Annotated in this window: 23 protein-coding genes and 1 tRNA gene; 14 read left to right on the top strand and 10 right to left on the bottom strand. The window is 51.8% G+C overall.

Translation table 11 applies throughout. The annotated features are described in order from the left end of the window. Window positions 1–210: 210 nt before the first annotated feature. Together QQL62_RS01415 and QQL62_RS01410 are read left to right on the top strand one after the other, a co-directional pair. Complete coding sequence (locus QQL62_RS01415; RefSeq protein ID WP_284375454.1) at window positions 211–1,257, top strand: substrate-binding domain-containing protein; 1,047 nt, start codon at window positions 211–213, stop codon at window positions 1,255–1,257. Between the two features lie 15 nt (window positions 1,258–1,272). Further along, on the top strand, window positions 1,273–2,607 hold the full coding sequence (locus QQL62_RS01410; RefSeq protein WP_284375449.1) for a GH1 family beta-glucosidase: 1,335 nt from the start codon (window positions 1,273–1,275) through the stop codon (window positions 2,605–2,607). On the opposite strand, the gene QQL62_RS01405 is transcribed toward QQL62_RS01410, so the two are convergent. Both QQL62_RS01405 and QQL62_RS01400 read right to left on the bottom strand, forming a co-directional pair. Next, window positions 2,604–3,515 (bottom strand): sugar kinase, encoded by a 912-nt coding sequence (locus QQL62_RS01405; protein ID WP_284375447.1) that lies wholly within the window; start codon window positions 3,513–3,515, stop codon window positions 2,604–2,606. The two genes, QQL62_RS01410 and QQL62_RS01405, sit on opposite strands and share 4 nt — an antisense overlap. A 2-nt stretch (window positions 3,516–3,517) precedes the next feature. Then, entirely contained in the window at window positions 3,518–4,210 is a 693-nt protein-coding gene (locus QQL62_RS01400) for a GntR family transcriptional regulator (RefSeq protein ID WP_284375445.1), read from the bottom strand. A gap of 81 nt (window positions 4,211–4,291) precedes the next feature. Between QQL62_RS01400 and uxaC the strand changes: the two genes are divergently transcribed. The 6 genes from uxaC to uxuA are packed head-to-tail and all read left to right on the top strand — an operon-like array spanning window position 4,292 to window position 9,704. Beyond that, the gene (gene uxaC / locus QQL62_RS01395; RefSeq protein ID WP_284375443.1) at window positions 4,292–5,698 is read left to right on the top strand and encodes a glucuronate isomerase; all 1,407 of its coding nucleotides are present in this window, start codon (window positions 4,292–4,294) and stop codon (window positions 5,696–5,698) included. A gap of 60 nt (window positions 5,699–5,758) precedes the next feature. Beyond that, window positions 5,759–6,070, top strand: a complete 312-nt coding sequence (locus QQL62_RS01390) for a cupin domain-containing protein (protein WP_284375441.1) — start codon at window positions 5,759–5,761, stop codon at window positions 6,068–6,070. Window positions 6,071–6,079: 9 nt separating this feature from the next. After that, on the top strand, window positions 6,080–6,904 hold the full coding sequence (kduI, locus tag QQL62_RS01385; protein ID WP_284375438.1) for a 5-dehydro-4-deoxy-D-glucuronate isomerase: 825 nt from the start codon (window positions 6,080–6,082) through the stop codon (window positions 6,902–6,904). After that, window positions 6,901–7,095: a Rossmann-fold NAD(P)-binding domain-containing protein gene (locus tag QQL62_RS01380; RefSeq protein ID WP_284375435.1), complete on the top strand. Its 195-nt coding sequence runs from the start codon at window positions 6,901–6,903 to the stop codon at window positions 7,093–7,095. The genes kduI and QQL62_RS01380 overlap by 4 nt, the downstream gene beginning before the upstream one ends. 1 nt (window position 7,096) lies before the next feature. Then, window positions 7,097–8,542 carry a mannitol dehydrogenase family protein gene (locus QQL62_RS01375; RefSeq protein ID WP_284375433.1) on the top strand — a complete coding sequence of 482 codons (1,446 nt, stop codon included), beginning with the start codon at window positions 7,097–7,099 and terminating at the stop codon, window positions 8,540–8,542. Next, window positions 8,535–9,704, top strand: a complete 1,170-nt coding sequence (gene uxuA, locus QQL62_RS01370) for a mannonate dehydratase (protein WP_284375431.1) — start codon at window positions 8,535–8,537, stop codon at window positions 9,702–9,704. Before QQL62_RS01375 ends, uxuA begins: the two co-directional genes overlap by 8 nt. A gap of 19 nt (window positions 9,705–9,723) precedes the next feature. Here uxuA and QQL62_RS01365 read toward each other — a convergent pair whose 3' ends face one another. The 7 genes from QQL62_RS01365 to QQL62_RS01335 form a co-directional block, all read right to left on the bottom strand. Next, the gene (locus QQL62_RS01365) at window positions 9,724–12,357 is read right to left on the bottom strand and encodes a nitrate reductase (RefSeq protein WP_284375429.1); all 2,634 of its coding nucleotides are present in this window, start codon (window positions 12,355–12,357) and stop codon (window positions 9,724–9,726) included. Next, window positions 12,350–13,741 (bottom strand): NAD(P)/FAD-dependent oxidoreductase, encoded by a 1,392-nt coding sequence (locus QQL62_RS01360; RefSeq protein ID WP_431355737.1) that lies wholly within the window; start codon window positions 13,739–13,741, stop codon window positions 12,350–12,352. Before QQL62_RS01360 ends, QQL62_RS01365 begins: the two co-directional genes overlap by 8 nt. Continuing rightward, on the bottom strand, window positions 13,741–15,459 hold the full coding sequence (locus QQL62_RS01355) for an ABC transporter ATP-binding protein (protein WP_284375427.1): 1,719 nt from the start codon (window positions 15,457–15,459) through the stop codon (window positions 13,741–13,743). Before QQL62_RS01355 ends, QQL62_RS01360 begins: the two co-directional genes overlap by 1 nt. 5 nt (window positions 15,460–15,464) lie before the next feature. Continuing rightward, complete coding sequence (locus QQL62_RS01350) at window positions 15,465–16,538, bottom strand: ABC transporter permease (RefSeq protein WP_284375425.1); 1,074 nt, start codon at window positions 16,536–16,538, stop codon at window positions 15,465–15,467. Between the two features lie 55 nt (window positions 16,539–16,593). Further along, complete coding sequence (locus QQL62_RS01345; protein WP_284375423.1) at window positions 16,594–17,934, bottom strand: CmpA/NrtA family ABC transporter substrate-binding protein; 1,341 nt, start codon at window positions 17,932–17,934, stop codon at window positions 16,594–16,596. A gap of 204 nt (window positions 17,935–18,138) precedes the next feature. Next, entirely contained in the window at window positions 18,139–19,248 is a 1,110-nt protein-coding gene (locus tag QQL62_RS01340; RefSeq protein WP_284375421.1) for a CmpA/NrtA family ABC transporter substrate-binding protein, read from the bottom strand. Beyond that, complete coding sequence (locus QQL62_RS01335; RefSeq protein WP_284375419.1) at window positions 19,245–19,829, bottom strand: ANTAR domain-containing response regulator; 585 nt, start codon at window positions 19,827–19,829, stop codon at window positions 19,245–19,247. The genes QQL62_RS01340 and QQL62_RS01335 overlap by 4 nt, the downstream gene beginning before the upstream one ends. A 223-nt stretch (window positions 19,830–20,052) precedes the next feature. On the opposite strand from QQL62_RS01335, the gene purU reads away from it, so the two are divergent. Together purU and QQL62_RS01325 are read left to right on the top strand one after the other, a co-directional pair. Beyond that, window positions 20,053–20,937: a formyltetrahydrofolate deformylase gene (purU, locus tag QQL62_RS01330; protein ID WP_284375417.1), complete on the top strand. Its 885-nt coding sequence runs from the start codon at window positions 20,053–20,055 to the stop codon at window positions 20,935–20,937. Window positions 20,938–20,982: 45 nt separating this feature from the next. Beyond that, window positions 20,983–21,168 (top strand): hypothetical protein, encoded by a 186-nt coding sequence (locus tag QQL62_RS01325; RefSeq protein WP_284375416.1) that lies wholly within the window; start codon window positions 20,983–20,985, stop codon window positions 21,166–21,168. A gap of 197 nt (window positions 21,169–21,365) precedes the next feature. Here QQL62_RS01325 and QQL62_RS01320 read toward each other — a convergent pair. Continuing rightward, window positions 21,366–21,453 (bottom strand) — tRNA-Ser (locus QQL62_RS01320). Between the two features lie 286 nt (window positions 21,454–21,739). On the opposite strand from QQL62_RS01320, the gene QQL62_RS01315 reads away from it, so the two are divergent. Genes QQL62_RS01315 through QQL62_RS01300 form a run of 4 tightly spaced genes read left to right on the top strand, consistent with a single transcriptional unit; the run spans window position 21,740 to window position 25,490 of the window. Beyond that, window positions 21,740–22,597, top strand: coding sequence for an SPOR domain-containing protein (locus QQL62_RS01315; RefSeq protein WP_284375415.1), 858 nt, complete (start codon window positions 21,740–21,742; stop codon window positions 22,595–22,597). A gap of 3 nt (window positions 22,598–22,600) precedes the next feature. Beyond that, window positions 22,601–23,755, top strand: a complete 1,155-nt coding sequence (locus QQL62_RS01310; protein WP_284375414.1) for a D-alanyl-D-alanine carboxypeptidase family protein — start codon at window positions 22,601–22,603, stop codon at window positions 23,753–23,755. A gap of 3 nt (window positions 23,756–23,758) precedes the next feature. After that, window positions 23,759–24,391, top strand: a complete 633-nt coding sequence (tmk, locus tag QQL62_RS01305; RefSeq protein WP_284375413.1) for a dTMP kinase — start codon at window positions 23,759–23,761, stop codon at window positions 24,389–24,391. Then, the gene (locus QQL62_RS01300) at window positions 24,378–25,490 is read left to right on the top strand and encodes a DNA polymerase III subunit delta' (protein ID WP_284375412.1); all 1,113 of its coding nucleotides are present in this window, start codon (window positions 24,378–24,380) and stop codon (window positions 25,488–25,490) included. Before tmk ends, QQL62_RS01300 begins: the two co-directional genes overlap by 14 nt. Window positions 25,491–25,514: the final 24 nt, after the last annotated feature.

Raw genomic sequence — 25,514 nt, 5'->3', positions numbered from 1 at the left:
CGAAATTTGACGCTCAGAATCATTTACCAAAGCGCTTTGAATTAACGCAACATTTGACAACCCTGTCAAAAAGTCAAGGTAAATTGAAAATCCGCCTAATTTAAGAACGTTAAGCGCCACAAGAACAAATTATTTTTACAGATGTACTTTGACGTATCGGAAAAATGTCATTAAGAAGCAGGCTAATTGAAAGCGCTTTGGTAAAAAAGAATGAATCTAAAGGAATTGTCAAAACAGCTGGGGCTGAGCCAAACAACGGTTAGCCGTGCAATTAACGGCTACCCAGAGGTCAGCCTAGCAACGCGCAACCGCGTACAAGATGCCGCGCGCAAATTTGGCTACAGCCCCAATGTCCGCGCCAAGGGCCTCGCTACGGGGCGCTCATTGGCCATTGGGCATGTGGTTTCCGTATCTCAAACTCACGAGATGATGAATCCCGTTTTTGGGGATTTCATTGCCGGTGCGGGCGATGTCTACGCCCGTCACGGTTATGAAATGATCCTTTCGGTGGTCTATGACAACACCGAAGAGGAAGTTTACCGCAACCACAAGAGACGCGGCACCGTTGATGGGGTAATCGTTCACGGCCCCCTTATACAAGAACCTCGGATTGATCTGCTAAATGAGCTTGGCCTGCCCTATGCTGTACACGGCCGCTCTTCCGGACATTCTGGCCCCTATACGTGGCTAGATGTCAATAATCGCAGCTCCTTTAGGCGCGCCACCAGCTTCTTGCTTGATCTTGGGCATCAACGCTTGGGTTTGATAAATGGTCTAGAGGCCATGGATTTTGCCGCCCGACGCCGAGACGGTTTTGAAGATGCACACAAAGACCACGCATTGGCGTTAGACCCGGCCCTACTTTATTCTGGGGAAATGACCGAGGGCTACGGCTATCGCGCTGCCAGCGAAATGTTGTCGATGGACACCCCACCAACAGGCTTCCTTATCTCATCCATGATCTCCGCAATCGGCGCACGGCGCGCCATCGAAGAACGCGGGCTAAAAATGGGACGTGATGTTTCAATTGTGACCCATGATGATGCCCTGTCGTATCTGGAAAACGGATCAAGCGTTCCAATTTTCACTGCTGTGCGATCGTCTGTACGCGATGCCGGCCGCCAGCTGGCTGAAATGCTGATCGCAAAGGTGTCTGGCACAGAAACGCAGATCAAAACCGCGCTACTAGAGGCACAGCTGGTGGTCGGGAATTCCACCGGCCCCATGCGCCCCCCTCTCCGCAAAACACATACCTAAAGCGAAAGCCCCACCATGGCCTTTAACAGATCAGACTTCCCCAAGGGGTTCCAATTTGGAACAGCCACTGCCGCCTATCAAATCGAGGGACATCAATTTGGGGGGGCGGGCTCTACCCATTGGGATAGTTTTGCCGCAACACCCGGAAATGTGGTGCGCGCAGAGAATGGTGCGCTGGCCTGTGATCACTACCATCGCTATCAAACAGATCTGGACTTGGTGGCCGATGCTGGGCTGGATGCTTACCGGTTTTCCACATCATGGGCACGCGTGTTGCCCGAGGGGCGCGGCACGCCAAACCAAGAGGGGTTGGATTTCTACGAGCGATTGGTGGATGCCGCACTCGCACGAGATCTTACCCTCCATCAAACTCTTTACCACTGGGAATTGCCATCTGCATTGGCGGATATGGGCGGCTGGCGCAATCCAGATATTTCCAAATGGTTTGCAGATTATGCTGAAGTTATCACAGATCGGATCGGCGATCGCGTTACCAGTATTGCAACGTTAAACGAGCCTTGGTGCGTGGCCTATTTATCGCATTTCCTTGGACATCACGCACCGGGATTGCGCGACATTCGCGCCACCGCCCGCGCGATGCACCACGTAAACAAAGCCCATGGTGCAGCCATGACCCGCCTACGCCAAATGGGGCAGGATAATCTGGGAATTGTGCTAAACTTTGAATATGCAAACCCTGCGGATAACAGCGATAAGGCCAAGACAGCCGCATCTACCCATGACGCCATTTACAACAAATGGTTCATCGAAGCCATTACCAAGGGCAGCTATCCCGCAGAAGCTCTAGAGGGCTTTGCCTCGCATTTGCCCGAAAACTGGCAGGATGATATGGTCGAAATTAGCCAGAAAATTGACTGGCTAGGGGTGAATTACTACACCCGAAAAAACCTTGCCTATGACTCCGCGCAACCATGGCCACATATCCAAGAGGTGGCGGGGACATTGGACAAAAATTCGATGGATTGGGAGATTTATCCCGAGGGTCTGCACTACTTCCTAACCAGAATATCGCGCGACTACATCGGATCCTTGCCAGTCTTTGTCACCGAAAATGGCATCCCCCTAGATGATACTATCGAAAACGGCTCGATATATGATCCAAGGCGCAGCGCCTTTGTAGAGGCGCATTTCCAAGCCGCGCAACAGGCCATCGCGGAGGGTGTGAACTTGCAGGGATTCTTCTATTGGTCGTTGCTGGACAACTATGAGTGGGCCTATGGGTACGAAAAACGCTTTGGGCTGGTACATGTGGATTTTAACACCCAAAAACGTACCCCCAAGGCCTCTTATCACGAGATCAAAGCCTCCCTTAAACCTGAGGGTAGCTAGGCGCGCAGATTTCTGGGTAGTTGCACAAGAGCCCCTTGGTTATTCACCACAAAATGCGCAGTCTCGCACCCCCGCTTAGCACAGGTGACCAGGGGTTGCGCATCAAAATAGGCGGCCAAAAATGCGCCGTTAAATGAATCCCCCGCGGCGGTGGTATCCACGGGGCTGTCGCTGATGTTGGGTGCAACACTATGGGTACAATTGTCCGGCGCTAGAATATGAACAGAGTTTGGCCCATCCTTTACGACGACTGTGGAAACCCCAGCATCACGATACCGCTGGGCTGTGGCCAGTTTGTCAGCATCGGCAAAATACATCTCTTCGTCTTCAAACGATGGAAATGCAAAATCCGCCACCTCCGCGGCCCGCATCGTCCACGCACACATTTCCGCATTGGACTCCCATAGTTTCGAACGTAAATTGGAATCGAAAGCCACAAAAGCACCGCGCAGGCGCGCTTGGGCGAGATGTTTGATTAATTTTACCCTGCTGACCTCATCCAAAATCGCTAAGGTGATCCCCGAAAAGTAGGCAATATCACCAGAGACCAATTCATCAACCGCCCCAAGCTCTGATGCCAAATCCCGTGCCGCAGACGTACTACGCCAATAATGGAAACTGCGTTCTCCTTTATTTAGCTCGATCAAATACAAGCCCAAGGTTTTCCCATCAACCTGATGAAATTTTGGTGCAATCCCTGCATCTTGGGTAAAGTTGATAAATTTTTCCGATATCGCATCATTGCCAATAGCGGTCAGATAACTAACCTGAACAGATGATCCTGCGATTGCGTTAAGATACCATGCGGTATTGTAGGTATCCCCTGCAAAACCCAGTGCATAAGCATTGCTCTGAGCCGGGGCCAGTTCGACCATACATTCTCCGATGGCCAAAAAAGTTCTAGACATTGTTATTCACTTTCAAAATGTTGCGCATGAGATATCTGCACCTCTTTCAAAAAAGGGATGATGCGCATCAAGTGAACCCGCAGCATTTTTTCCGCCCCCACACAGTCTCGTTGTTGGATAAATTTAAGAATTTTCTGGTGGTCGGCTAATGCTGACGGCGCATGCGATTCCAGAGATAAAAAGCGCAATCGTTCCATGTGAATTTTCTGATCTCGAATGATATTCCATGCCCCCGCATGGCCAGCAATCCTGCAGATGGTTTGATGGAATTGATCGTCAAGCTCGTGGAAGACCAATTTTTCCGAACTTGCCACCGCTTGCTCTTGATGTCTTATAATTTGTGTCAGTTCAGCAATCTGAGACTCGTTGATGCGTTCGATTGCAACGCGCAGGCATTCCACCTCGATCCCTGTGCGAATAAAGCGTGCATCCTCTACAGCCTTTGCTGAAATGCCAGTAACCATTGTCGCGCGCTGCGGGCGTATTTTGATAAATCCAAGCTCAGACAATCGGTAAAACGCATCGCGTACGGGCTGGCGCGATACCCCCATTTGTTTACTGATTTCGACCTCTGATATTTTAGCACCGGGTGGAAGTTCTAAAGAAACCAAGGCCGCATAGAGTGCGTCAAAAACCTGATCAGTTGCCGTTACCGGTTTTGGCACAGGTAGAGATGAGAGATTGGCGATAGGCATTGAGGCTCACATTGCGAATTGACGTGCAATCATTACTAGCATATTAGTTTACTAGCAACATAAAAAGCAACACCCCACCAAATGCCGAAACTACACCCAGACAGATTATTCCCGGCGGATCCAACAACCCGCGCAGTCGCACGCGCGCTCTACCAAAGCATCGCCGAGCTGCCAATTATCAGCCCTCACGGGCATTGCGATCCAAGTTGGTTCTCGAATAACCAGCGCTTTATCGATCCCGCACAATTGTTTGTGACGCCGGATCACTATGTTTACCGCATGCTGGTTTCACAGGGCCTGACTTTGGATCAGCTGGGTGTCGCGCGCGCAGATAATACCACAGCAGAAACAGACCCCAGAAAGATTTGGCGCCTATTTGCTGATAACTACCATCTCTTTCGCGCCACACCTTCGCAAATGTGGCTGGACTATGCTTTTGAAAACATTTTCGGCATTGACGAGCCTCTTAATTCAAGTACCGCAGATTTATATTATTCGCATATTGAGCACTGTTTAGGGCAAGATGCATATCGCCCCCGCGCGCTATTTGAGCGTCAGAATATCGAACTGTTGGCCACCACCGAGTCGGCGCTTGATACCCTAGAGCACCACGCAGCCATTCAAGACAGCGATTGGTCTGGTCGCGTTATCACGACCTATCGCCCCGATTCAGTGGTGGACCCAGATTTCGAAGGGTTCTCCGATAACCTTCAGGCATTTGGAGCCATCACTGGGCAAGACACTCAAAACTGGCAGGGCTATCTAGCCGCCCATAAAGCGCGCCGCGTATTTTTCAAAAATCACGGCGCCACCGCATCGGATCATGGCCACCCCAGTGCATGTACCGCAGACTTATCCCCGCGACAGGCAGAGCAGCTGTTCACCAAGATTTGCTCTGGCGATTTTACTGCGGATGATGCGGAAATATTCCGGGGTCAGATGCTGACTGAAATGGCAAAAATGAGCCTTGAAGATGGGCTAGTTCTTCAAATTCATCCAGGCTCTATACGCAATCATTCATCGCAGATTTTTCAATCCCATGGGCGCGACAAAGGGTTTGATATTGCGCAGCGCACCGATTTTGCAACGGCACTTCGGCCCTTATTAGATGCGGTGGGGATGGAACCAGATTTGACGGTGATCATCTTTACCCTAAACGAAAGCGCATATGGGCGCGAATTGGCACCCATGGCGGGGGTCTACCCTGCCCTAAAACTTGGCCCGCCATGGTGGTTCTTCGATAGTCCAGAAGGTATTCGCCGTTTTCGCGAGAGCACCACCGAGACCTGTGGCTTTTACAATACCGTCGGCTTTAATGATGATACGCGCGCCTTTTGTTCAATCTCTGCGCGCCATGATGTGGCCCGCCGTTCAGATTGCGCCTATCTAGCGCATCTGGTCAGCACCGCGCGCCTAGATGTAAACGACGCCCACGAGGTCGCCTATGATCTTGCCTATGGGCTAGCCAAAAGTGCCTATCGACTCTGAACTTTGGTTCAATTCTTTTGAAAACTTGATGCATTTAATGCGCCAATCATAGAGGTAACGATGAAGACAACACTCCAGAAAGTTATGGTGAGCAAACATGTGTCACGACAGGTTTTAGCAGATGGCCCCGAACTAATGGCCGTGGCCTTCACCTGTGAATCCAGTGGCGAAGCCGCATTACCTAATCAGCCGCACATTCAGTCAACATATGTTGAATCCGGCGCGTTTGTACTTAATGTCAATGGCACTGAATTTAATCCTACCGCCAACGACAGCGTTGCCATCCCTACCAATGCCATCCATGCCTGTCGCTGTGTGAAGGGTGGTCGATTGATTGATACCTTCACTCCGCGCCGAGACGATTTTCTATAGGGTTCCCAAATGTTTCAATCAAAAACGCGCTATGCGATAGACCCCGCCACGGTTAAAACACTGAACACGCAACAATTGCGCGATCATTTCCATGTTGGCGGATTGTTCGCGCAGAATGAAATCTCTCTGACCTACAGCCACTACGACCGTCTTATTTTAGGTAGCGCCGTTCCCACGGATGCCCCTCTTATCTTGGATCACGTGCCAGAAACTGGCACCAGTAATATTCTAGATCGCCGCGAAATGGGCATTTTGAATATTGGCGACACAGGGCTGGTGCGTGTTGAGGGCAATACCTACGAGGTGAAACAGGGCGAGGTTCTGTATATTGGAATGGGCGCCGGCGCTGTAGAGTTTTCGGGCCTGGGTCGTTTCTATATACTATCCGCCCCTGCGCATAAAACCCATCCAACCAGATTAATCAAGTTGACCGATGCAAAGCGGTTGGAATTAGGTGCACCAGAAACAGCGAATGAACGGGTCATTCTGCAGTTTTTGCACCCAGACGTTGCCCCTAGTTGTCAGCTAGTGATGGGCTATACACAGTTTTCACCGGGCTCCGTTTGGAACTCTATGCCTGCCCATACCCATGATCGTCGAAGCGAGGCATATATGTATTTTGATCTGGCCCCAGAGCATCGCATTTTCCATTTTATGGGCGAGCCAACTGAAACCCGCCATATGGTTATTGCCAACGAAGAGGCGGTCATCTCGCCGCCTTGGTCGATCCATTGTGGTTCTGGCACGGGGTCTTATTCTTTCTGCTGGGCGATGGCTGGTGACAATGTCGATTTTACGGATGTTGACGTGGTTGCAATGGAAAACCTGCGATGAGTGATCGCTTTGGCCTAAGGGGAAAGCACGCATTGGAAGCGGGTGCGAACACTGGCATTGGTCTGGCCATCGCGCGCATTCTAGGCGCCTATTGGTACTATGGCCAAGAAATTTCTGACCGAGCAGTATCGAGCACATCAAAGGCTGACGCCAGCTTTCAGATCACCGCATTAGGCATCGATGGAGGTTAGCTTGCGCGAAAATTCACCATTAACATCCCCCCCTACCGAGAGACCAAAAGCGGGTATTCTACATTTTGGACCGGGTGCGTTTTTTCGCGCCTTTAACGCCATATATACAGCCGAGGCGATGGCCCATTCCGGTGGTAACTGGGGCATACGGGCGGTTAGTCTGCGCAGCGCTGGCATCCGTGACACCCTAGCGGCCCAACACTATATCTACACCGCAGCAATGCTCATGCCAGATGGCATCGAATATACCCAGGTCGATGTGATCGACAGCATTTTGGTCGCCCCAGAAAACCCTCAGGCCGTGCTCGCAGCGCTTTGCGAGGCTAACATTAGGATTGTATCCCTAACAATCACTGAAAAAGGCTATTGCTTTGATCCCGCAACCAACGGTTTGGATCACAATAACCCTGACATCATGCATGATCTAGACCATCCAGAAACGCCCAGAACAGCCATCGGTTTTTTGGTCTATGGGTTGGCGCAACGCCGCGCAGCCGGCTTGCCCCCGTTTACGGTTCTATCATGCGATAATCTGCCAAGTAATGGCGCGTTGGTGCGCCGGATGGTGCTGGAACTGGCGCACGCCGTTGACCCCAGCTTGGCTGATTGGATCGGCGCAGAGGCGCGTTTCCCTTCGACAATGGTGGATCGAATAACCCCTGCAACCACAGCACGGGATATCGAAAATCTCAGGCAGGCAATTGGCATTGATGACAGCGGATGCGTGGTGCATGAACCCTTCCGTCAATGGGTGATTGAAGATGATTTTGTGAAGGATGACCATCCAAACTGGGCCGCCGCAGGGGCGCAAATGGTGACCAGCGTTGACGCCTTTGAACTGATGAAATTGCGGTGCCTGAACGGATCACATTCCACGCTGGCATACCTTGGCTATTTGGCCGGCTATAAGACAATTGCGGCGGCGATGTGCGACACGCGGTTTGCAGATTTATTAACCCGCCTGTGGGCGCGCGAAATTATCCCCACAATCCCCACCCCAGAGGGCGAGGATCTTCACGCCTATTGCCACGCATTGCAAGAGCGCTATAAAAATCCATCCATCCACCACAAAACATCTCAAATCGCCATGGATGGCTCGCAGAAACTGCCTCAGCGCTTGCTGGGTGCGATCTCTGACAATCTGAAAATGGGAAACTCTGCCCCCCTGCTCTGTTTAGCCGTAGCTGGATGGATGCGTTACGTTGGCGGCACTGACGAATTGGGGCAAGAAATTGATGTCCAAGATCCCATGGCGCAACAATTGCGCAACGCCGTGATCAAAAGCACGCGACCAGAAGAGGCCGTTCAAGCGCTCTTGGGAATCGAGGCGATATTCGATCCTGAGTTAGCACAAAATCCTAAATTCGAGGCATCGGTTACTACCGCTTATATTTCGCTTTTGGAACACGGCACATTAAAAACAATTGAAAGAGAATTATATGCTTGAAGCTTGGCGTTGGTACGGGCCGCTTGATAAAATCACTCTACCAGAAATCGCCCAAACAGGGGCAAAGGCCATCGTCAATGCTCTGCACGAGGTGCCCTACGGTGAGGTCTGGCAAAGCGGTGCTATTGAACAGCGCGCCAAGCAGATAGTTGATGCCGGATTTTCATGGGCCGTGGTCGAAAGCCTACCAATTCACGAAGATATCAAGCGCGGCGAGGGAAACCTAGAGAGCCTTTTTGCAAATTACCGCCAATCGATGGCGAACTTGGCCGATCAAGGCATCAGCACCATCTGTTATAATTTCATGCCGCTGTTAGATTGGACACGCACCGATCTGGCGGCCCCTGTTGCGCGCGGCGGCACCTGCCTGCGTTTCGAGGCGCACCGAATGGCCGCATTCGAGATTCACATGCTTGGGCGTACGGAAGCCCAAGAGACCTACCCCGGCGGCGTGCTTGATCAGGCACAAGCGTGGTACAATCGCTCCTCCAAGGCAGACCAAGATGCCCTATTGCATTCTATTATGTCCGGCCTGCCCGGCGCCTTCGATCGTTATGATATCGCTGGGCTTCGCATGGCCTTGCAAAGATACCGCGGTATTGATCGAGCCACGCTTCGGGCCAATTACGCACGGTTTTTACAGGAAATCATCCCCACAGCGGTTGATCTTGGCATAAAGCTATGCGTACACCCCGACGATCCCCCACGTGATATATTAGGCCTTCCGCGAATTGTTTCGACCCGGGAGGACATCGAGTGGGTTCTGAATGCAGAGCCCACGCTAGAAAATGGATTAACCCTATGTTCGGGATCATTGGGCGCAAACCCCGCCAATGATGTAACCACAATCGCCAGCCAATTTGCCGATCGCATTCATTTTGCGCATCTACGGAATGTGTCAAAAGATCCTGATGGATCATTTGAAGAGGCCGCACATCTATCGGGTGATACGGATATGGTTGCGCTTATTCAGGTCTTGCTGACCGAACAAACCCGCCGCCAAGAACAGGGCCGCGCAGATGCGCTAATCCCGTTTCGCCCTGATCACGGGCACGAGTTGCTTGGTGATGTGGATCAAGGCACCTTTCCGGGTTATCCGATGATTGGACGTTTGCGCGGCTTGGCAGAGCTGCGCGGCGTCATAAAGGCATTGTCACATTAACCGTCACGACCGCCGCGGCTCATTCAGCGGCGATCTTGGGTCTATAGTTGGCAATCAAATTGCTGATTTCCGGGCGGCACGATCCACAATTGGTACCCGCCTGTAGCAATCGGCCAATATCGCCAAGATCCCTGGCTTGGCCGGATAGCACTGCATTTGTTATCTGATTTACACCAACATTAAAACAATTGCAGATCACCGGACCGATATCTGGGGCATCTGCACCGCTAGCACCTGCCAACAGGTTTTTATAATCTTTTTGACCCAATGCATCAGATACAAAGCCGCGCGCCGCGTAAACCGGGCTGGGCCCCGCAAAAAACGCACCAATAACCACCCCCCGATCCACAATCACAAGGCGCTGTTGTCCTGAGGCGGGGTCTTGGTAGGATACGGCCTGTCCCTGCGGACAGTTTAGTGTCTCTCGCACATAGCCTTCAAAACTCTCGGGTGCATTGCTGTCGGCGATCTCTATCCGCCAGCCATTTTTCACCCGCGAGCTGGCCCAGTAGTAGCTGTCTATAGAGGGGCGATTGAGACAAATTCCAAACCCAAACCAGCGGGCGTGAAATTTAGAGATCCCGACCGCGGTGCGCTTTAGTTCTGGTTGCCCAGAAACAGGATCAACCAGATCCGGCACGACCACATCGATACGCCCTTTGGCGCTAAATTGGCCTGTCCAATGCAGGGGTGCGAAAACCTGCCCCACCTGTTGCCTGTCAGAGACCTGTGCGCGCAAAACCGCCGTACCATAAGGGCTATTTACCTGCACCAGATCGGCCGTCTCTACCCCAATATCCGCGGCGTCGGCCGCATTTATCTGCAAGAAAGGTTCTGATATATGTTGGCTTAATACCGCAGATTTCGCCGTGCGTGTCAGTGTGTGCCAATGATCACGTACCCGCCCTGTATTCAATATATATGGGTACTTCAAATCGCAAATAGCGGAGTTTGCTTGTGCATGGACGGCCAGCATTCTGGCCTTGGCATCTGAGGTGAAAAATCCACCGTTTTCAAAAAACCTCGTATCGCCACCATCGGGCCTAACCGGCCATTGCACTGGCTCTAGCCCCTCATATCTATCAACAGATATTTCTGATAGGGCCGTTAAATCCAGATCCTTTCCTGCCAGAACTGACAGATAAGTCTGCGAAGCCCATTCTTTAAATATTTCATGTGGGCCTTGATAACTGAAATCGGCGCCCCAGCCCATTTTCTTAGCCACATCACAGATGATTTTCCAATCAGGTCGGGCCTGCTCGGGCAGTGGCAAAAACGCCCGCTGCCGTGAAATCCGGCGCTCCGAATTGGTAACAGTGCCATCCTTTTCGCCCCATCCCGCCGCTGGCAACAGAACATCGGCCAAAACAGTGGTATCTGTTTCTTCTACGATGTCAGAGACCACAACAAAATCTACCACCTCAATCGCCGCCGCCACATCATCGGCGCGTGGCATGCTGACGGCAGGGTTCGTGCACATCACCCACAAGGCTTTTATTTTGCCGCTGGCGCATGCTTTGAACATATCCACAGCCTTTAGCCCTGCTTGGGTGGGCAGGGTTGGCGAGTTCCAGAAATCCTGTACCATGTCTCGGTGGTCAGGGTTTTCGATATCTAAATGAGCCGCCAGCATATTCGCCAGCCCACCGACCTCGCGCCCGCCCATGGCATTGGGCTGGCCTGTCACGGAAAATGGCCCCTGCCCTGCTCCCCCAATGCGCCCCGTAGCCAAATGGCAATTGATGATGGCGTTGACCTTGTCGGTGCCATCGCTGGCTTGGTTCACACCCTGACTATAGATCGTAACAACACGCTCGGTCTTGGCGTAGGTGCAATAGAACTCTTCTAGCTCTTGTGGCGTTAAACCAGTCAGGCTTGAAACATGGCCAAGGGAATATGGCGTAACGGCCGCCATCGCATCTGCGAACCCGTTCACATGCTTGGCGATATACTCAGCATCAATTTTCCCAGCATCCCCAAGATATTTCAGCAAGCCATTGAACAACGCCACATCGCCACCGGGTGCAATACCCAGATGCATATCAGCCATATCCGATGTGGCGGTGCGCCGCGGGTCAATGTTTACAATTTTCAGGCCACGCTGCTCTTGGGCTGCGATGATACGCTGATGCAGAACTGGATGGCACCATGCCAGATTTGAACCTACCAAGACAATCAGGTCGGCCTCGTCTAGATCAGCATATGTGCCCGGAACAGTATCTGTGCCAAAGGCGCGTTTATGCCCTGCAACCGACGAGGCCATGCAAAGGCGAGAGTTCGTGTCGATATTGGCGGAACCGATAAAGCCCTTCATCAACTTGTTGGCCACATAGTAATCCTCGGTCAGCAATTGCCCGGATACATAAAACGCAACACTGTCAGGCCCGTGTTCTTCAATGGTCTCCTTGAATTTCTTGGCCACCAGATCCGTGGCCTCATTCCACGTGGCCTGTACCCCGCCAATCATCGGGTTCAACAATCGATCCTCAAGCGAGAGTGTGTGGCCCAGCGTCGTGCCCTTGGTACACAGGCGCCCGAAATTTGCCGGGTGCTTTGCATCACCCACGATCACTGCACCGCCGCTGCCATCTGGTGTCGCAATAATCCCGCATCCGACACCACAATAGGCGCATGTTGTTCGCACATCACTCATTGATAACTGCTCCTGCCATGTCTGAGCATTTGCCAAACTTTGGGTTCACGTATTTGCCGTAGGCGATCTGATCTCCGCCTAGCTGGTTACTTACATATTTGCCGAAGTATGGGCCGTCGTAGCTGTTGATTGTGCAATCAAGCGGCAAGGCTACAACGGCTACCAGCGGGTCCGGCGGCGCATCCAAAGTGAAGTTAGGGCCAAAAATCAGGGTCTCGCGTATAGGGGAGATATCCTCACCTGATTTAATCTTTTGCAGGAACCACGCCCCATCAACGGTATCGCCATACATAACGACCCCGATTAATTTATTATCCTGTACGTTCAGGCGCTTATAGATCCCAGAGATGGGATCGAAATAGACTATTTCATCGCGATCGGCACCGCGCGCAAAATCCCCCGCCGAGAATAAATCGCACCCCGTGACCTTCAGCTTGGTTGACAGCTCAATGGGGGTAAACACGGCCCTATGCCCCAGCAAATCATTCGCCAAAACCTTCGCCTGCTCATAAAGCGGTGCCACAAGGCCAAACAGCTGGCCGCTGTGTTCTACACATTCACCTAGCGCATAGATATCTGAGGCCTCTGTGCGCAGCGCATCGTCAACAATAATGCCCCGCGCGGTAGCAATACCAGCCTCTTTTGCAAGGCGCGTTTCTGGGCGAATACCCACGGCCATCACCACGATGTCCGCGGGGTAAATCGTGCCATCCTCTAGCTTCACCGCCTCAACACGCTCTGCCCCAACGATCTCCTTGGTGGCCCCCTGAGTGTGCACAGTGATGCCCCGCGCCTCTAGTGACTTTTGCAACAGCCCTGCGGCCGTTGAATCCAGCTGGCGTTCCATCAGGTGATCCGAAATATGAATAACCGTAACATCCATACCTCGTGCATTTAACCCTGCTGCAGCTTCTAGCCCCAACACTCCGCCACCAATGACCACAGCCTTGCTCTGGGGCTTTTGCGCGACATCCAGCATCAGATTGACATTGTCCAAATCGCGATAAGGCAACACACCTTCTAGGTTTATGCCTGGAAATGGAATCATAACAGGTGCAGATCCAGTAGCAATCACCAGCTTGTCATAGGGTGCACAGTTGGATGCACTGCGAATGAATTTGGCGGCCTGATCAATCTCTAGAACCGGTTCACCAAAATAGGTGGTAATCCCCCGATCTTCATACCATGCATCACTATGGGTGATGATTTCTTCGTAGTTTTTTTCACCGCTGAGCACCGGTGACAACATCAATCGATTGTAATTGCCACGCGGTTCGGCATTGAACAACGTAATTTTATAGGCTTGTGGATCTTGCTCCAGCAGATTTTCTATCAACCGCCCAGAGGCCATACCCGCCCCGATAATCACAAGGTTCTGCGCCATTACGCAGCCTCGCCTGTTGTAGCGGCCGCGGTTTCGTGGGAATCCTGCGCTGCGCTCTCTTCAACAACGGTATCTGGGTCTCCATGCTCGTAGTCTTCTAAAAATTGCAAAACTTCGGCGCGGTAGCGATAATAGTCGGAGTGCTCCATCAGCGCCTTGCGGGTGCGTGGGCGCGGCAGATCTACCGATAGCATTTTGCCAATGGTTGCGCGCGGCCCATTGGTCATCATGCAAATCCTGTCAGATAACAAAACCGCCTCGTCCACATCATGGGTAACACAAATTGTTGTTACCTTGGTTTTAGACCAAACATCCATCAGAACCTCTTGTAACTCCCAACGAGTCAAGCTGTCTAACATTCCGAAAGGTTCATCTAGTAACAACAACTTAGGAGATAATGCAAAGGCTCTTGCGATCCCAACGCGCTGTTGCATTCCATTGGACAAATCAACCGCATTTCGATCCATGCTATCGGCCAGCCCGACGCGTTCTAGGTAATATTCCACCACCTCTTGGCGCTCTATCTGGCTGGCGTTGGGATAGACCTTGTCTACACCGATGGCGACGTTTTGTTTGGCGGTTAACCAAGGGAACAGGCTGGGTGATTGAAACACCACCGCGCGTTCTGGGTCAGCGCCCTCGACGTGTTTACCGTCTAGGATAATACCACCCTTAGAAATCGGGTTCAGCCCTGCGGCCATTGTTAGGGCGGTGGATTTCCCACAACCCGAGTGCCCGATCACCGATACGAATTCGCCTTTTTGCAGGGTCATGTCGAAGTCCTCGACCACCGTTAGCGGCCCCTTGGGCGTGGGATAAACTTTGTGAACCATGGAAAATTGTAGATAACGCTCGTCGTTAAAACCCTCTGATTTCCCTGCTTCGCGCAGCGCAGATGGCGCCATTTGGTGAACGGCCTGAACATCTGGCATGCTGCGCGTTTGTTCGGCCGCCGCAGAAAACCCGATATCCATCAAATATTTTGTCACATCAGCACGCAGCTTAATAAACGCCGGATCATCATTCATCTTCGTGCGATCACGTGGGCGTGGGATGTTGACCTGGAAATCAGGCCCCAGCGTTGCCTCTGGGCCCGGTTTCAGGGTCACAATGCGATCCGCCAGCAGGATCGCCTCGTCTACATCATTGGTGATCAAGACGATGGTTTTCTTTTCCTTCTGGCTGATGGTTTCGATCTCGTCTTGCAGATTGGCGCGCGTCAAGGCATCCAAAGCAGACAGAGGCTCATCCAACAGCAGAACTTCGGGTTGCATCGCCAGCGCGCGCGCCACAGAAACCCGTTGCCGCATCCCGCCAGAGAGCTCGGACGGGCGACGATCGGTGGCATGTGACAGGCCAACCATATCCACATACTTCTTTACCAGAGCGGCGCGATCCGCCTTTGGCATATGCGCATGCACCGCATCCACCGCAAGGGCCACATTGCCATTCACCGTCAACCAAGGCATCAAAGAATAGCTTTGGAAAACCAGCCCGCGTTCTGGGCCGGGCTCGACAATTGGCGCCCCTCGGAACGTGGCAGTTCCGGTATCAGGCGTAATTAACCCGGTCATCAAATTCATCAGGGTACTTTTGCCGGAACCAGAGAACCCAAGAATAGCAATAAACTCTCCCTCCGCGACGTCTAGGGTAATGTCTTTAAGGATTTTGGCATCGCCAAAGGATTTTGATACGTTTTTAAAGGATAAAATGCTCATGTTGATTACCTGTCGATCGAGAATGTCATCATGGACTGCAACGCATACATCAGGCGATCCAGCATATACCCAATCAATCCAATGGTCAGTACTGCGACCATAATCTTGGCCAAGGATTGGCTAGATCCATTTTGGAATTCATCCCAAACGAATTTTCCAAGACCCGGGTTCTGAGCCAGCATTTCCGCGGCGATCAAAACCATCCATCCCACGCCAAGCGATAGGCGCAGACCCGTAAAGATAAGCGGAAGTGCCGAGGGTAGAACCAGCTTGGTGATTTTTGTCCATGTGCCCAACTTCAAGACCTTACTTACATTGATCAAATCCCGATCAATTGACGCCACACCAAGGGTGGTATTGATCAATGTTGGCCAGATCGAGCACAACGTTACAGTGATTGCAGAAACCAGAAACGATTTAGCAAACAGAGGGTCTGCAGAGGAAACAGTGGCCGATACAACCATTGTGACAATTGGCAACCATGCCAGGGGCGATACTGGCTTAAAAATTTGAATAATTGGGTTCATCCCAGCCCCGACCAACGGCGACAGGCCGCCTGCAATCCCCAAGGGAATGGCGATAACTGTCGCAATCAGGAACCCAAAGAACACGGTACCAAGAGACGTCCAGATTTGGTCGTAAAATGTTGGCGCACCGGTGAAGGCACGTTCTTTCACTCTATCTTCGCGCCCAGCCGCGATCAGCTTGGCATTACGCGCATCTTGGCGCTCGTAAAAGGCCGCGGCCTTGTCCCTTTGGCGGTCATGATCTGCATTCAACGTCTTGAACTGTTCCCAGACCTGAACAGGCCCCGGAACAGCGCCAAGAGATGTGGTAACCTTGGGGGCCAACGCCCCCCAAGCAAGCAAGAACAATACAATCGCCAGAACCGGAACACCCAACAACCGCCAGATGTCTTTTAGATTGCGGCCAAAGTCATCCCCGGCGCAGACCTTCAACACTGGGGTTAGCCATGCTAATCCAAGTATACCAAGGTATCTATCGGCCTTATTAATGCGACCAAAGATGCGCTCTCTACGGGCTTCTTTGTCCACTTGTGGATCTGTGATTGATGTCATTGCTCTTGCCTTTCACTTCCTATTTCGCACGGGGATGCGAAAAACTTTGGGGTGGTTAGTTGGATTGGTCTTTCAGACCAATATTCAGCGCATCCAGATAGGCGAGAGGTGCCTTGCCGTCATAGGTAACGCCGTCCAGAAAATCAGATGTTGCGGGCTTGTAACCATCTGTCCCAAAGGGGACCTCGGATTCTAATAGATGGCCCTCGTCGATCAGCAGTTTCGCAGCCTCTAGATAGATTGCTGGCTTGTACACATCCTTGGAAACTTGCTCGTACCATTCAGCAGGTTTCGCATCGGTAATTTGGCCCCAACGGCGCATTTGTGTTAGATACCATGTCGCATCAGAATAGTACGGATAGTTGGCAAAGTAGCGGAAAAACACGTTGAAATCAGGCACCGAACGAACATCACCTTTTTCATATTCAAATGTACCGGTCATAGATGCGGCAATAACTTCTGGATTAGCACCTACATATTCTGGCTGGCTTAGAATCTTCACGGCTTCGTTGCGGTTCTCATTGCTTTGATCCAACCATTTTGCGGCACGGATCAAGGCCTTGGTCAGCGCCAAGGTGGTCTGAGGGTTCTCTTCGGTAAAGGACTTGCTCATGCCGAAGACTTTCTCTGGGTTGTTCTTCCAGATTTCGTAATCGGTAATTACCGGCACACCAATACCCTTGGCCACGGCCGCTTGGTTCCATGGCTCGCCCACACAATACCCAAGGATGGTTCCAGCCTCTAGCGTGGCTGGCATCTGTGGTGGGGGGGTTACGGATAGCAATACGTCTGCATCAACTTGGCCGCTGATGTTGTCTGCGGTATAAAATCCAGGGTGAATGCCACCGGCAGCAAGCCAGTAGCGCAACTCGTAGTTATGAGTGGATACAGGGAACACCATGCCCATATTAAAGGGCTTGCCCTCATCCTTGTAACGATCAACCACTGGCTTTAGCGCTGCGGCAGAAATCGGGTGGATTGGCTTTCCTTCGGCATCTTTGGGAACGTATTGCTTCATCTCGTCCCAGATTTCATTGGAAACTGTAATTCCGTTCCCGTTTAGATCCATAGAAAAGGGTGTCACAATATCGGCCTTGGTGCCAAAACCTATGGTCGCGGCCAATGGCTGACCCGCCAGCATATGCGCCCCGTCCAGTGTGCCATCAATTACACCATCCAACAGAACCTTCCAATTGGCTTGTGCCTCAAGTGTTACATACAGCCCCTCGTCCTCGAAAAAACCTTTTTCATAGGCAATCGCCAAAGGCGCCATATCGGTCAGCTTGATGAAACCAATTTTCAGTTCATCTTTTTCAACATCTAACATCTCGGCCTGTACAGGCATTGCCAGAAATCCAGCAATAACCGCAGAAAGCGTCAGTAACTGTTTCTTCATTTTTTTGTCTCCAAATAAAAAAAGCCGCCTGACCAAAACACAGCTCTGCAAAAACAGAACCATACTGTGATCAAGCGGCGTTGCTTGGTGGAAGGAACCCAACATTTGGGTGAAAGCAGAACACGTCGTTGTGTGCTGTTGTCTGAATGATATCTGTAACAGCACAAAGGTCAACAAAGCTGTCGCAAAACTTGTGCCTAAATTTTAATCAGGGTCGAAAATTTGGCCATCAAAAAAGGCATCCGGCCCCAAAACCAAATCTTTGTTCGCGCTAACCGCGCGCGGGTGACACAGCGCGCCTTCTAATTTTGAACTGGCAGCAGGCATAGCCCCGCCAAGTGATTCCAAGGCTGCCCGATAGAGGTCGGGGCGAAACCCTACATGCGATTGCGCCAAATCTATCTGCATCTCTTGAGCGATCCACGCTGATTGTGAAACCCACGGAAAACTAACCTCTGGGCCGCCAAAAACAAGCGCGCGCTTGTCGATGCCATAGTGCCCTTGTTCATTTAAGATGAAACGACCACTTAGAGAATGCTCCAATAGCTCCGCTGCACAATCTAAATGATCGGGTTTGGCCAATAACTCGGCCACCGCACCCGGATCACGATTTTCTGACAACCAGCGCCCTGCCCGCGCACAGGCCCGCATCAAGGCAAATATCTGGGATGATTTCATATTCAGCACATTGGGCGAAATCGCCAAAACCTTTTCTGGCGCCCCTTGCCATACAGCACTGCTGGTTAGAAAAATCTGCCCCAGCCCCTGCGCCACAGCTAGCGACCCCCAGGGTTCACCAACCATGAAACACTCGATCTCGCCATTTTGAAGCTTTGCGCCCATCAGTGAGGGGGGCGAGACCACGAAATCCAAGACTAGATCAGGGTCGGCGCCAGATTTGCGCACAAGATACCGTAGAAGCAAGGCTTGCATTGATGCCAAAAACGGCACACCAATTCGAACACGCCCCCTACTCACTAGACACTGCCCCAAACACGCCGCATCATTAAAGCGCATCGCACGCTCATGTAGATAAGCCGCCAATTCATCACCCGCGACAAAACAATTCCCATTTAGGCTAAGAACCTGCGGTACGATTACACCCTGTTTTGCCAATGAAACCGCCAGTGGAGCCAACATATGCGCTGCGTCAATCACCCCATACATCAATTTATCGCGCAGAGATGACCAGCTGGTTTCCTTGCTGAGGTTTAGATGGATGCCCTCTTCCTCGGCATATCCCAGCTCTTTGGCCACAATCAGAGGGGCCGCATCGACCAAGGGCACATAGCTACAATTCAGCACCGCAATCATAACAGTAATCCCGCAGCAGTAACCAAGGCTTCTGCCACCTCGGACACGCGGCGCCCCTGATCCATGGCGGTTTTACGCAATAGGGCATAGGCGTCATCTTCGGACAAATCTCTGGATTTCATCAGCAACCCCTTGGCACGATCGATAGTTTTGCGCTCGGCTAGGGCGGTTTTTGTAGCCTCTAATTCGGCCTTTATCCGCGCAAAAGCATGAAACCGAGCAACAGCAGTTTCAAGCACCGGCTTGATACGATCCTTGCGCAACCCGTCCACCACATATGCGCTGACCCCGGCCTCGATGGCGGCGCGCATCATTTGATTATCAGTTTGGTCAACAAACATCGCAACAGGCCTTTGGGCGGGCCCAAGGGCAGAGATAACCTGCTCGAAACTATCCCGCGCTGGGTCTTCGAAATCCACCAAGATTATATCTGGCGTCATTTCGCCCAAACGGCGCGCCAGCCCAGTTGTTTCTCCGATCACCGAAATTCGGTAATCATCGCTTTCGCGCAGCGCATCTACAATTAAAAATGCGCGTTCTTTGTTCGGATCGATTACAACAATGTGCAGTGGCTCGGTCATTTCTGGCACCCCTTATAGAGGTCGTAGCCTGCCGATCGACCCCACGAAAGGATCTCGGGTGAATAAGTCTCCACCGATCAAGGAACTGCTTAAAAAATATGCAAAATAGACTGGGTTGATAAAATTGCTCACAGTTTTCGCCTTGGGTCGGTCAAACATTGCATCCATAAAATTTATAACATACGAAACGGATATCAAACCTTCGCATCATACGGAAAATGCTATGACAAAATATTGCCTCACAGTCACCTGCCCCTCTACCCGCGGTATTGTCGCGGCAATCGCGGGGTTTTTGGCCGAGAATGGCTGCAATATCACCGACAGCTCGCAATATGACGATCTGGGTACTGGGCAATTTTTCATGCGGATCAGTTTTGTATCAGAATCCGATCGCACCCTCACAGATCTAGACCAGTCCTTTCTGTCCATCGCCTCACCCCATGACATGCAGTTTGCGTTTCACGACGAAACCCAGAAAATGAAGGTCGTGATTATGGTCAGCCGTTTTGGGCATTGCTTGAATGATTTGCTCTACCGGATACGTATTGGCGCATTACCGGTGGAGATCGTAGCGGTGATTTCTAATCATATGGATTACCAAAAACCTGTGGTTAATGCTGATATCCCGTTTCACTGTATAAAGGTGACCAAAGAGAACAAGCCCGAGGCCGAAGCGGCGATCATGAAGATCGTCACCGATCAACAGGCTGATTTGATTGTTTTGGCGCGCTATATGCAAATTTTGTCAGATGAGATGTGTCAAAAAATGTCAGGTAAGATCATTAACATACACCACTCATTCCTGCCATCCTTCAAGGGTGCAAACCCCTATAAACAAGCCTATGAGCGGGGTGTGAAATTGATCGGGGCCACGTCTCATTATGTGACAGCTGACCTGGACGAAGGCCCAATTATCGAACAAGATATTGTGCGCGTCACCCACGCCCAATCGGCCTCGGATTACGTATCATTGGGGCGTGATGTTGAAAGCCAAGTCCTGGCACGCGCGATACATGCGCATGCCCACCACCGCGTATTCTTAAATGGCAACAAAACAGTGGTTTTCCCTGCCAGCCCAGGTAGCCACAGCTCCGAGCGCTTGGGATAATATGCTAATGGCGATCGGGGCATAGAGTTTCTGAAGCCTATGGCCGTGACTACCCCAAGAGGATTTAACGGCCACGCGATCTATCTCATCGGCTGGGGCCTTGGCCGCAACAATGCTGGTCTTGGACTGCATATTCTACAGTGCCGATCGGTTTTTGCGATTCGCAAGCTATCTGATCATCTGGCACTGTTAATCCACAACATTTTGGTTCGCGTTATGGGCGCAAGTTAACCTAAAAACATATCTACGAAAATTGGATCACACACAGTTCCAATTATAGGTCGATTACACCCGCCTGCTGTATGACTGCGGATCACTGCTCGGCAAGCCTCACGTCTAAAATACATGTTTCCAATCCATCGGGATCACAATCCGATAATTGTAGCCATGGCCATAAAGGAGAAACATGAGTTTGCCAAAAAAGGTAGTGGCGGAGAGACAGGGATTCGAACCCTGGGAACCTCGCAGTTCAACGGTTTTCAAGACCGCCGCATTCGACCACTCTGCCACCTCTCCGTGCCATATATACGGGGTCGATCCGTGCGCCTTCCCTAAATTGCCACGTCCGATGTTGCAAGCCAAAAAACGCCGAAAAATACAGAAGTTTCATTTTTTTGCCACTCTTGCCGCTTCTTTGCGCGACTTGCCACTTCCAAGACAGAAGTTAATTGTATAACATTGCCCCAAGCCGCAAAATAAGCGGCAAAATCATGCCAATGGCACCAAGGGCTATGGGTGGAAAAACAGGAAAGTCAGTAACGTGATCAGGCATTTACAAAAAACGAAGCTTCTTAAATTTTCTTTGCTTGCAACAGTCGCACTCGGGCTCGCCGCCTGCGAAACCAGCGGCGACAATCCATTTAAGTCCAAGCCCAATGCAATAGATGCCGCCCCCGATGGTACCAAGTCTTATAAAGAGGTCGATGTCGAGGCCCCAGAGGTCTTCCATAAAACAGACAAGTCACTGTGGGATGGGCGTCCTTCTTTAGGCGGCGTTTGGGTGGCGCACAATGATGTAAAACAACCCGAGCGCGTTATCATTCGCAATCAAGCAAATGGTAAATTCGTGATAGGTGCGTTGTTCCGCAAAAGCAGCGGCACCCCCGGCCCGGCATTTCAAATGTCATCAGATGCTGCTTCGGCTCTGGGTACCCCCGCCGGTACACCTGTTTCACTATCTGTAACTGCGATGCGTCTTGAAAAACGCGAAATCGCTAAGAAAACAGACGTGAAACCAGCAGATAGTACGGACATTGCGACCACCGCCTTAGAGGCGCTGGAAACCGCGGATGACACGAAACCCACCGCAAAAAAACCCACCACACGGAAAGGCGCAACCAAAAAACCGACCCCGCCATCCAAGCCTGCGGTTAAGCCAAGCGCATCAGCCAAGGCACCTGCCGCGCCCGCGGCACCAAAGGCAGATGCAAACACCCGCTATGTACAGCTGGGTCTGTTCAGCGTAAAAGGCAATGCCGATGGCACCCTAAAGGCCCTAAAAGCCAAAGGCTTAAGCGGGAAGATCGTCACCTCGTCTGCTAAGGGCAAGACCTTTTATCGTGTGTTGGCGGGGCCAGCCGCAGGCAAGGCAGAACAGGCACGCGTACTGAAAGAGGTGAAGGCCATGGGCTTTAATGATGCCTACCTTGTAAAGGGCTAAAACATGAAGTTTCTGTCTCGGATATTCTGTACGCTCAGTGCCACCTTGATGCTGGTCACCCCAGCCATTGCCTTTGATACCGCCGCTACTTCGGCCATGATTGTTGATCAAACCACTGGCACAGTGCTGTTGGCCAAAGATGCGGACCGCCCGATTCCCCCTGCTTCGATGTCTAAATTGATGACGCTGAACATGTTGTTCGAGGCCCTACGTGATGGGCGCGTCACAATGGAGACCAAGTTTTTGGTATCCGACCGCGCACAGCAAATCGGGGGCTCGACCATGTTCCTGCGCTCTGGTGAGCGGGTCAGCGTAGAAAACCTGATCCAAGGGATTATCGTGCAATCGGGCAATGATGCCTGTGTCACCGTGGCAGAAAACCTTGCCGGTACCGAAGAGGCCTTTGCACAGCAAATGACCGATCGCGCTGGCGAGCTGGGCATGAATGCCTCGTCCTTTGGTAATGCCACCGGCTGGCCGCATCCGCTACAGCGTATGAGCGCGCGCGATCTGGTTTTTATGGCCAATCGTTTAATCACCGATTTCCCACAGTTTTATCCGTATTTTTCCCAGCAGTCCTTTGAATGGGATGGGGTAAAGCAAGATAATCGAAATCCTTTGCTTAACCTTGGTATTGGCGCTGACGGGCTGAAAACTGGGCATACCAGCGAGGCCGGATACGGGTTGGTTGGCTCTGCTAAACAAGGGAAACGCCGGGTAATATTCATGATCACGGGCCTACAATCTGCAGCCGAACGCGCTAGCGAGGCTGAGAAGCTAACCAATTGGGCCTTTCGTCAGTTTGTTAGCAAAGAGCTGTTTAAGCAGGGCGCAACGATCTCGACCGCGGAGGTATGGCTGGGTGCAGAAAAACATGTCCCGTTGACCACTGAACATGATATCGCCAGCTTGATCCCGCTGGGTGTACAATCTGATATCCAATTGTCCATCAGCTACCAAGGCCCGATCGAAGCCCCCATAGCCAAGGGCGATCAAATCGCTACTTTAAAAGTGAATGTAGCAAAAATGAACCCCGTTGAGTTTCCACTGGTTGCCGCTAGCGATGTGGAAAAAGGGGGAGTTCTTACACGGATGATTGCTGCAGCTCACTTGTTGTCTAAGGATTTGATTGGCAATAAACTTGGGGCAGCAAATTAACCCATGTCGCGCGGATTTCTCATCACGTTCGAGGGCATCGATGGTTCGGGAAAAACAACCCAATCTACTCGGCTCGCCGAGGCACTAACTGCGCTTGGCCAGACTTGCGTCAAGACCCGCGAACCCGGGGGCAGCACTGGGGCTGAATTGATCCGAAAGCTATTGGTCGAGGGTGATACTGAGCGTTGGTCTGCACAGACTGAAATCTTGCTGTTTACGGCCGCGCGGCGCGATCATTTGGAAAAAACCATCATCCCATCGCTGGAACAGGGTCACCATGTGATCTCGGATCGTTTTGTGGATTCAACGCGGGTCTATCAGGGGGTCGCACGGGCCAGCTTGCGCTCAATGGTTGATGCCCTGCATGATTTGGCGATACAGACCGAGGCCGATTTGACATTTGTCATCGATATGGACCCAGAGCGTGCCTTATCACGCGGATTGGCCCGCAACTGCGGCGAGGATCGATTCGAGGATTTCGGCCTAGAGTTCCAAAAATCCCTACGCGCTGGGTTTCTGGAACTTGCGGGTGAATACCATAAGCGGTGCCATGTCATTGATGGCATGCGTGAAATAGACCTGATCGCCGCCGAGATCTTGCGCATTACCCAAGAGGTCCTAAATGAGCGCCGATGAAATCCCGCAATCTGATCAGCTAGATGGGGCGCCCCACCCGCGCCATACAAAAACGCTGTTTGGCCAAGATGCGGCGCAGAGCGATTTTCTATCGGCCTATAATTCTGATCGCCTACACCATGCATGGATGATCACCGGCCCAAATGGCGTGGGCAAGGCCACATTGGCATGGCGCATCGCACGTTTTGTGCTGTCGCAGCCAGAACCAAACCCCATGTTCCCGGCTCAACCAGTAAGCAGCCTAGATACCCCAGACGACCACCCCATTGCCAAGCGTATAGATGCCTTGGGCGAGCCTAGCCTGTATTTAACCCGCCGCCCGTGGGATGAGAAAGCGAAACGTCTAAAGGCCCATATTACGGTTGAAGAAATCCGCAAGCTCAAGAGCTTTTTCACCCTTTCTGCCGCCGATGGAGGCTGGCGTGTGGCCATTGTGGATGCGGCCGAGGAAATGAATACGGCCGCGGCAAATGCGTTGTTAAAATTGCTGGAAGAGCCACCGGAGAAAACCTTAATACTGTTGATATGTCATCAACCTGCTCGCCTCTTGCCGACCATTCGCTCGCGGTGTCGGATTTTAAAATGCGCCCCTCTTGCCCCGAAAGATATCGCCGCCGCGCTAACGCAGGCTGATTTTGAACAGAGCGCGGTATCCGATGCTTTGGCCGTTTTGGCAGATGGCTCTATCGGGCGCTCTATCGAGTTAATGGCAGGGGATGGCATCGCCCTCTATCAATCCATCGTCACTTTGGTACAGGATGCGCCGCGTATGGATCGGGACGCCGCTATGCGGTTGGCAAATGCCTGTGTTGGCAAGGATAAGAGCGCAACCTTTCAACTAACTCTGCGCATGTTCGATCTGTTTATCGCACGCCTTGCAAAATTTGGTGCTCTCCAACCTCAAAACCTTGCCGAGGCCGCCACAGGCGAGGCCAATGTTCTGGCGAAACTTGCACCCGATCTGGCCGCAGCACGAAAATGGGCGCGCCTAAGCCAGTCCCTGCAAGGTCGTGTTCAACATGCAAATGCGGTGAACCTTGACCCTTCTTCGGTGATCCTAGATATGTTGTTTAAATTCGAAGAAACCGCGCGTAAATAAACAAGGGGCCATGCCCCAAAGGCC

It is taken from the genome of Amylibacter marinus (genome assembly GCF_030160015.1).
Taxonomy (GTDB): Bacteria; Pseudomonadota; Alphaproteobacteria; order Rhodobacterales; family Rhodobacteraceae; genus Amylibacter; species Amylibacter marinus.
The sequence above is the reverse complement of the archived record's forward strand: the minus strand, read 5'-3'. Positions and strand labels throughout refer to the sequence as shown.

Coding starts and splice junctions, on each gene's coding strand:
- QQL62_RS01415 (WP_284375454.1), top strand. CDS start 211: ATGAATCTAAAGGAATTGTCAAAACAGCTGGGGCTGAGCCAAACAACG.
- QQL62_RS01410 (WP_284375449.1), top strand. CDS start 1,273: ATGGCCTTTAACAGATCAGACTTCCCCAAGGGGTTCCAATTTGGAACA.
- QQL62_RS01405 (WP_284375447.1), bottom strand. CDS start 3,515: ATGTCTAGAACTTTTTTGGCCATCGGAGAATGTATGGTCGAACTGGCC.
- QQL62_RS01400 (WP_284375445.1), bottom strand. CDS start 4,210: ATGCCTATCGCCAATCTCTCATCTCTACCTGTGCCAAAACCGGTAACG.
- uxaC (WP_284375443.1), top strand. CDS start 4,292: ATGCCGAAACTACACCCAGACAGATTATTCCCGGCGGATCCAACAACC.
- QQL62_RS01390 (WP_284375441.1), top strand. CDS start 5,759: ATGAAGACAACACTCCAGAAAGTTATGGTGAGCAAACATGTGTCACGA.
- kduI (WP_284375438.1), top strand. CDS start 6,080: ATGTTTCAATCAAAAACGCGCTATGCGATAGACCCCGCCACGGTTAAA.
- QQL62_RS01380 (WP_284375435.1), top strand. CDS start 6,901: ATGAGTGATCGCTTTGGCCTAAGGGGAAAGCACGCATTGGAAGCGGGT.
- uxuA (WP_284375431.1), top strand. CDS start 8,535: ATGCTTGAAGCTTGGCGTTGGTACGGGCCGCTTGATAAAATCACTCTA.
- QQL62_RS01365 (WP_284375429.1), bottom strand. CDS start 12,357: ATGAGTGATGTGCGAACAACATGCGCCTATTGTGGTGTCGGATGCGGG.
- QQL62_RS01360 (WP_431355737.1), bottom strand. CDS start 13,741: ATGGCGCAGAACCTTGTGATTATCGGGGCGGGTATGGCCTCTGGGCGG.
- QQL62_RS01355 (WP_284375427.1), bottom strand. CDS start 15,459: ATGAGCATTTTATCCTTTAAAAACGTATCAAAATCCTTTGGCGATGCC.
- QQL62_RS01350 (WP_284375425.1), bottom strand. CDS start 16,538: ATGACATCAATCACAGATCCACAAGTGGACAAAGAAGCCCGTAGAGAG.
- QQL62_RS01345 (WP_284375423.1), bottom strand. CDS start 17,934: ATGAAGAAACAGTTACTGACGCTTTCTGCGGTTATTGCTGGATTTCTG.
- QQL62_RS01340 (WP_284375421.1), bottom strand. CDS start 19,248: ATGATTGCGGTGCTGAATTGTAGCTATGTGCCCTTGGTCGATGCGGCC.
- QQL62_RS01335 (WP_284375419.1), bottom strand. CDS start 19,829: ATGACCGAGCCACTGCACATTGTTGTAATCGATCCGAACAAAGAACGC.
- purU (WP_284375417.1), top strand. CDS start 20,053: ATGACAAAATATTGCCTCACAGTCACCTGCCCCTCTACCCGCGGTATT.
- QQL62_RS01310 (WP_284375414.1), top strand. CDS start 22,601: ATGAAGTTTCTGTCTCGGATATTCTGTACGCTCAGTGCCACCTTGATG.
- tmk (WP_284375413.1), top strand. CDS start 23,759: ATGTCGCGCGGATTTCTCATCACGTTCGAGGGCATCGATGGTTCGGGA.
- QQL62_RS01300 (WP_284375412.1), top strand. CDS start 24,378: ATGAGCGCCGATGAAATCCCGCAATCTGATCAGCTAGATGGGGCGCCC.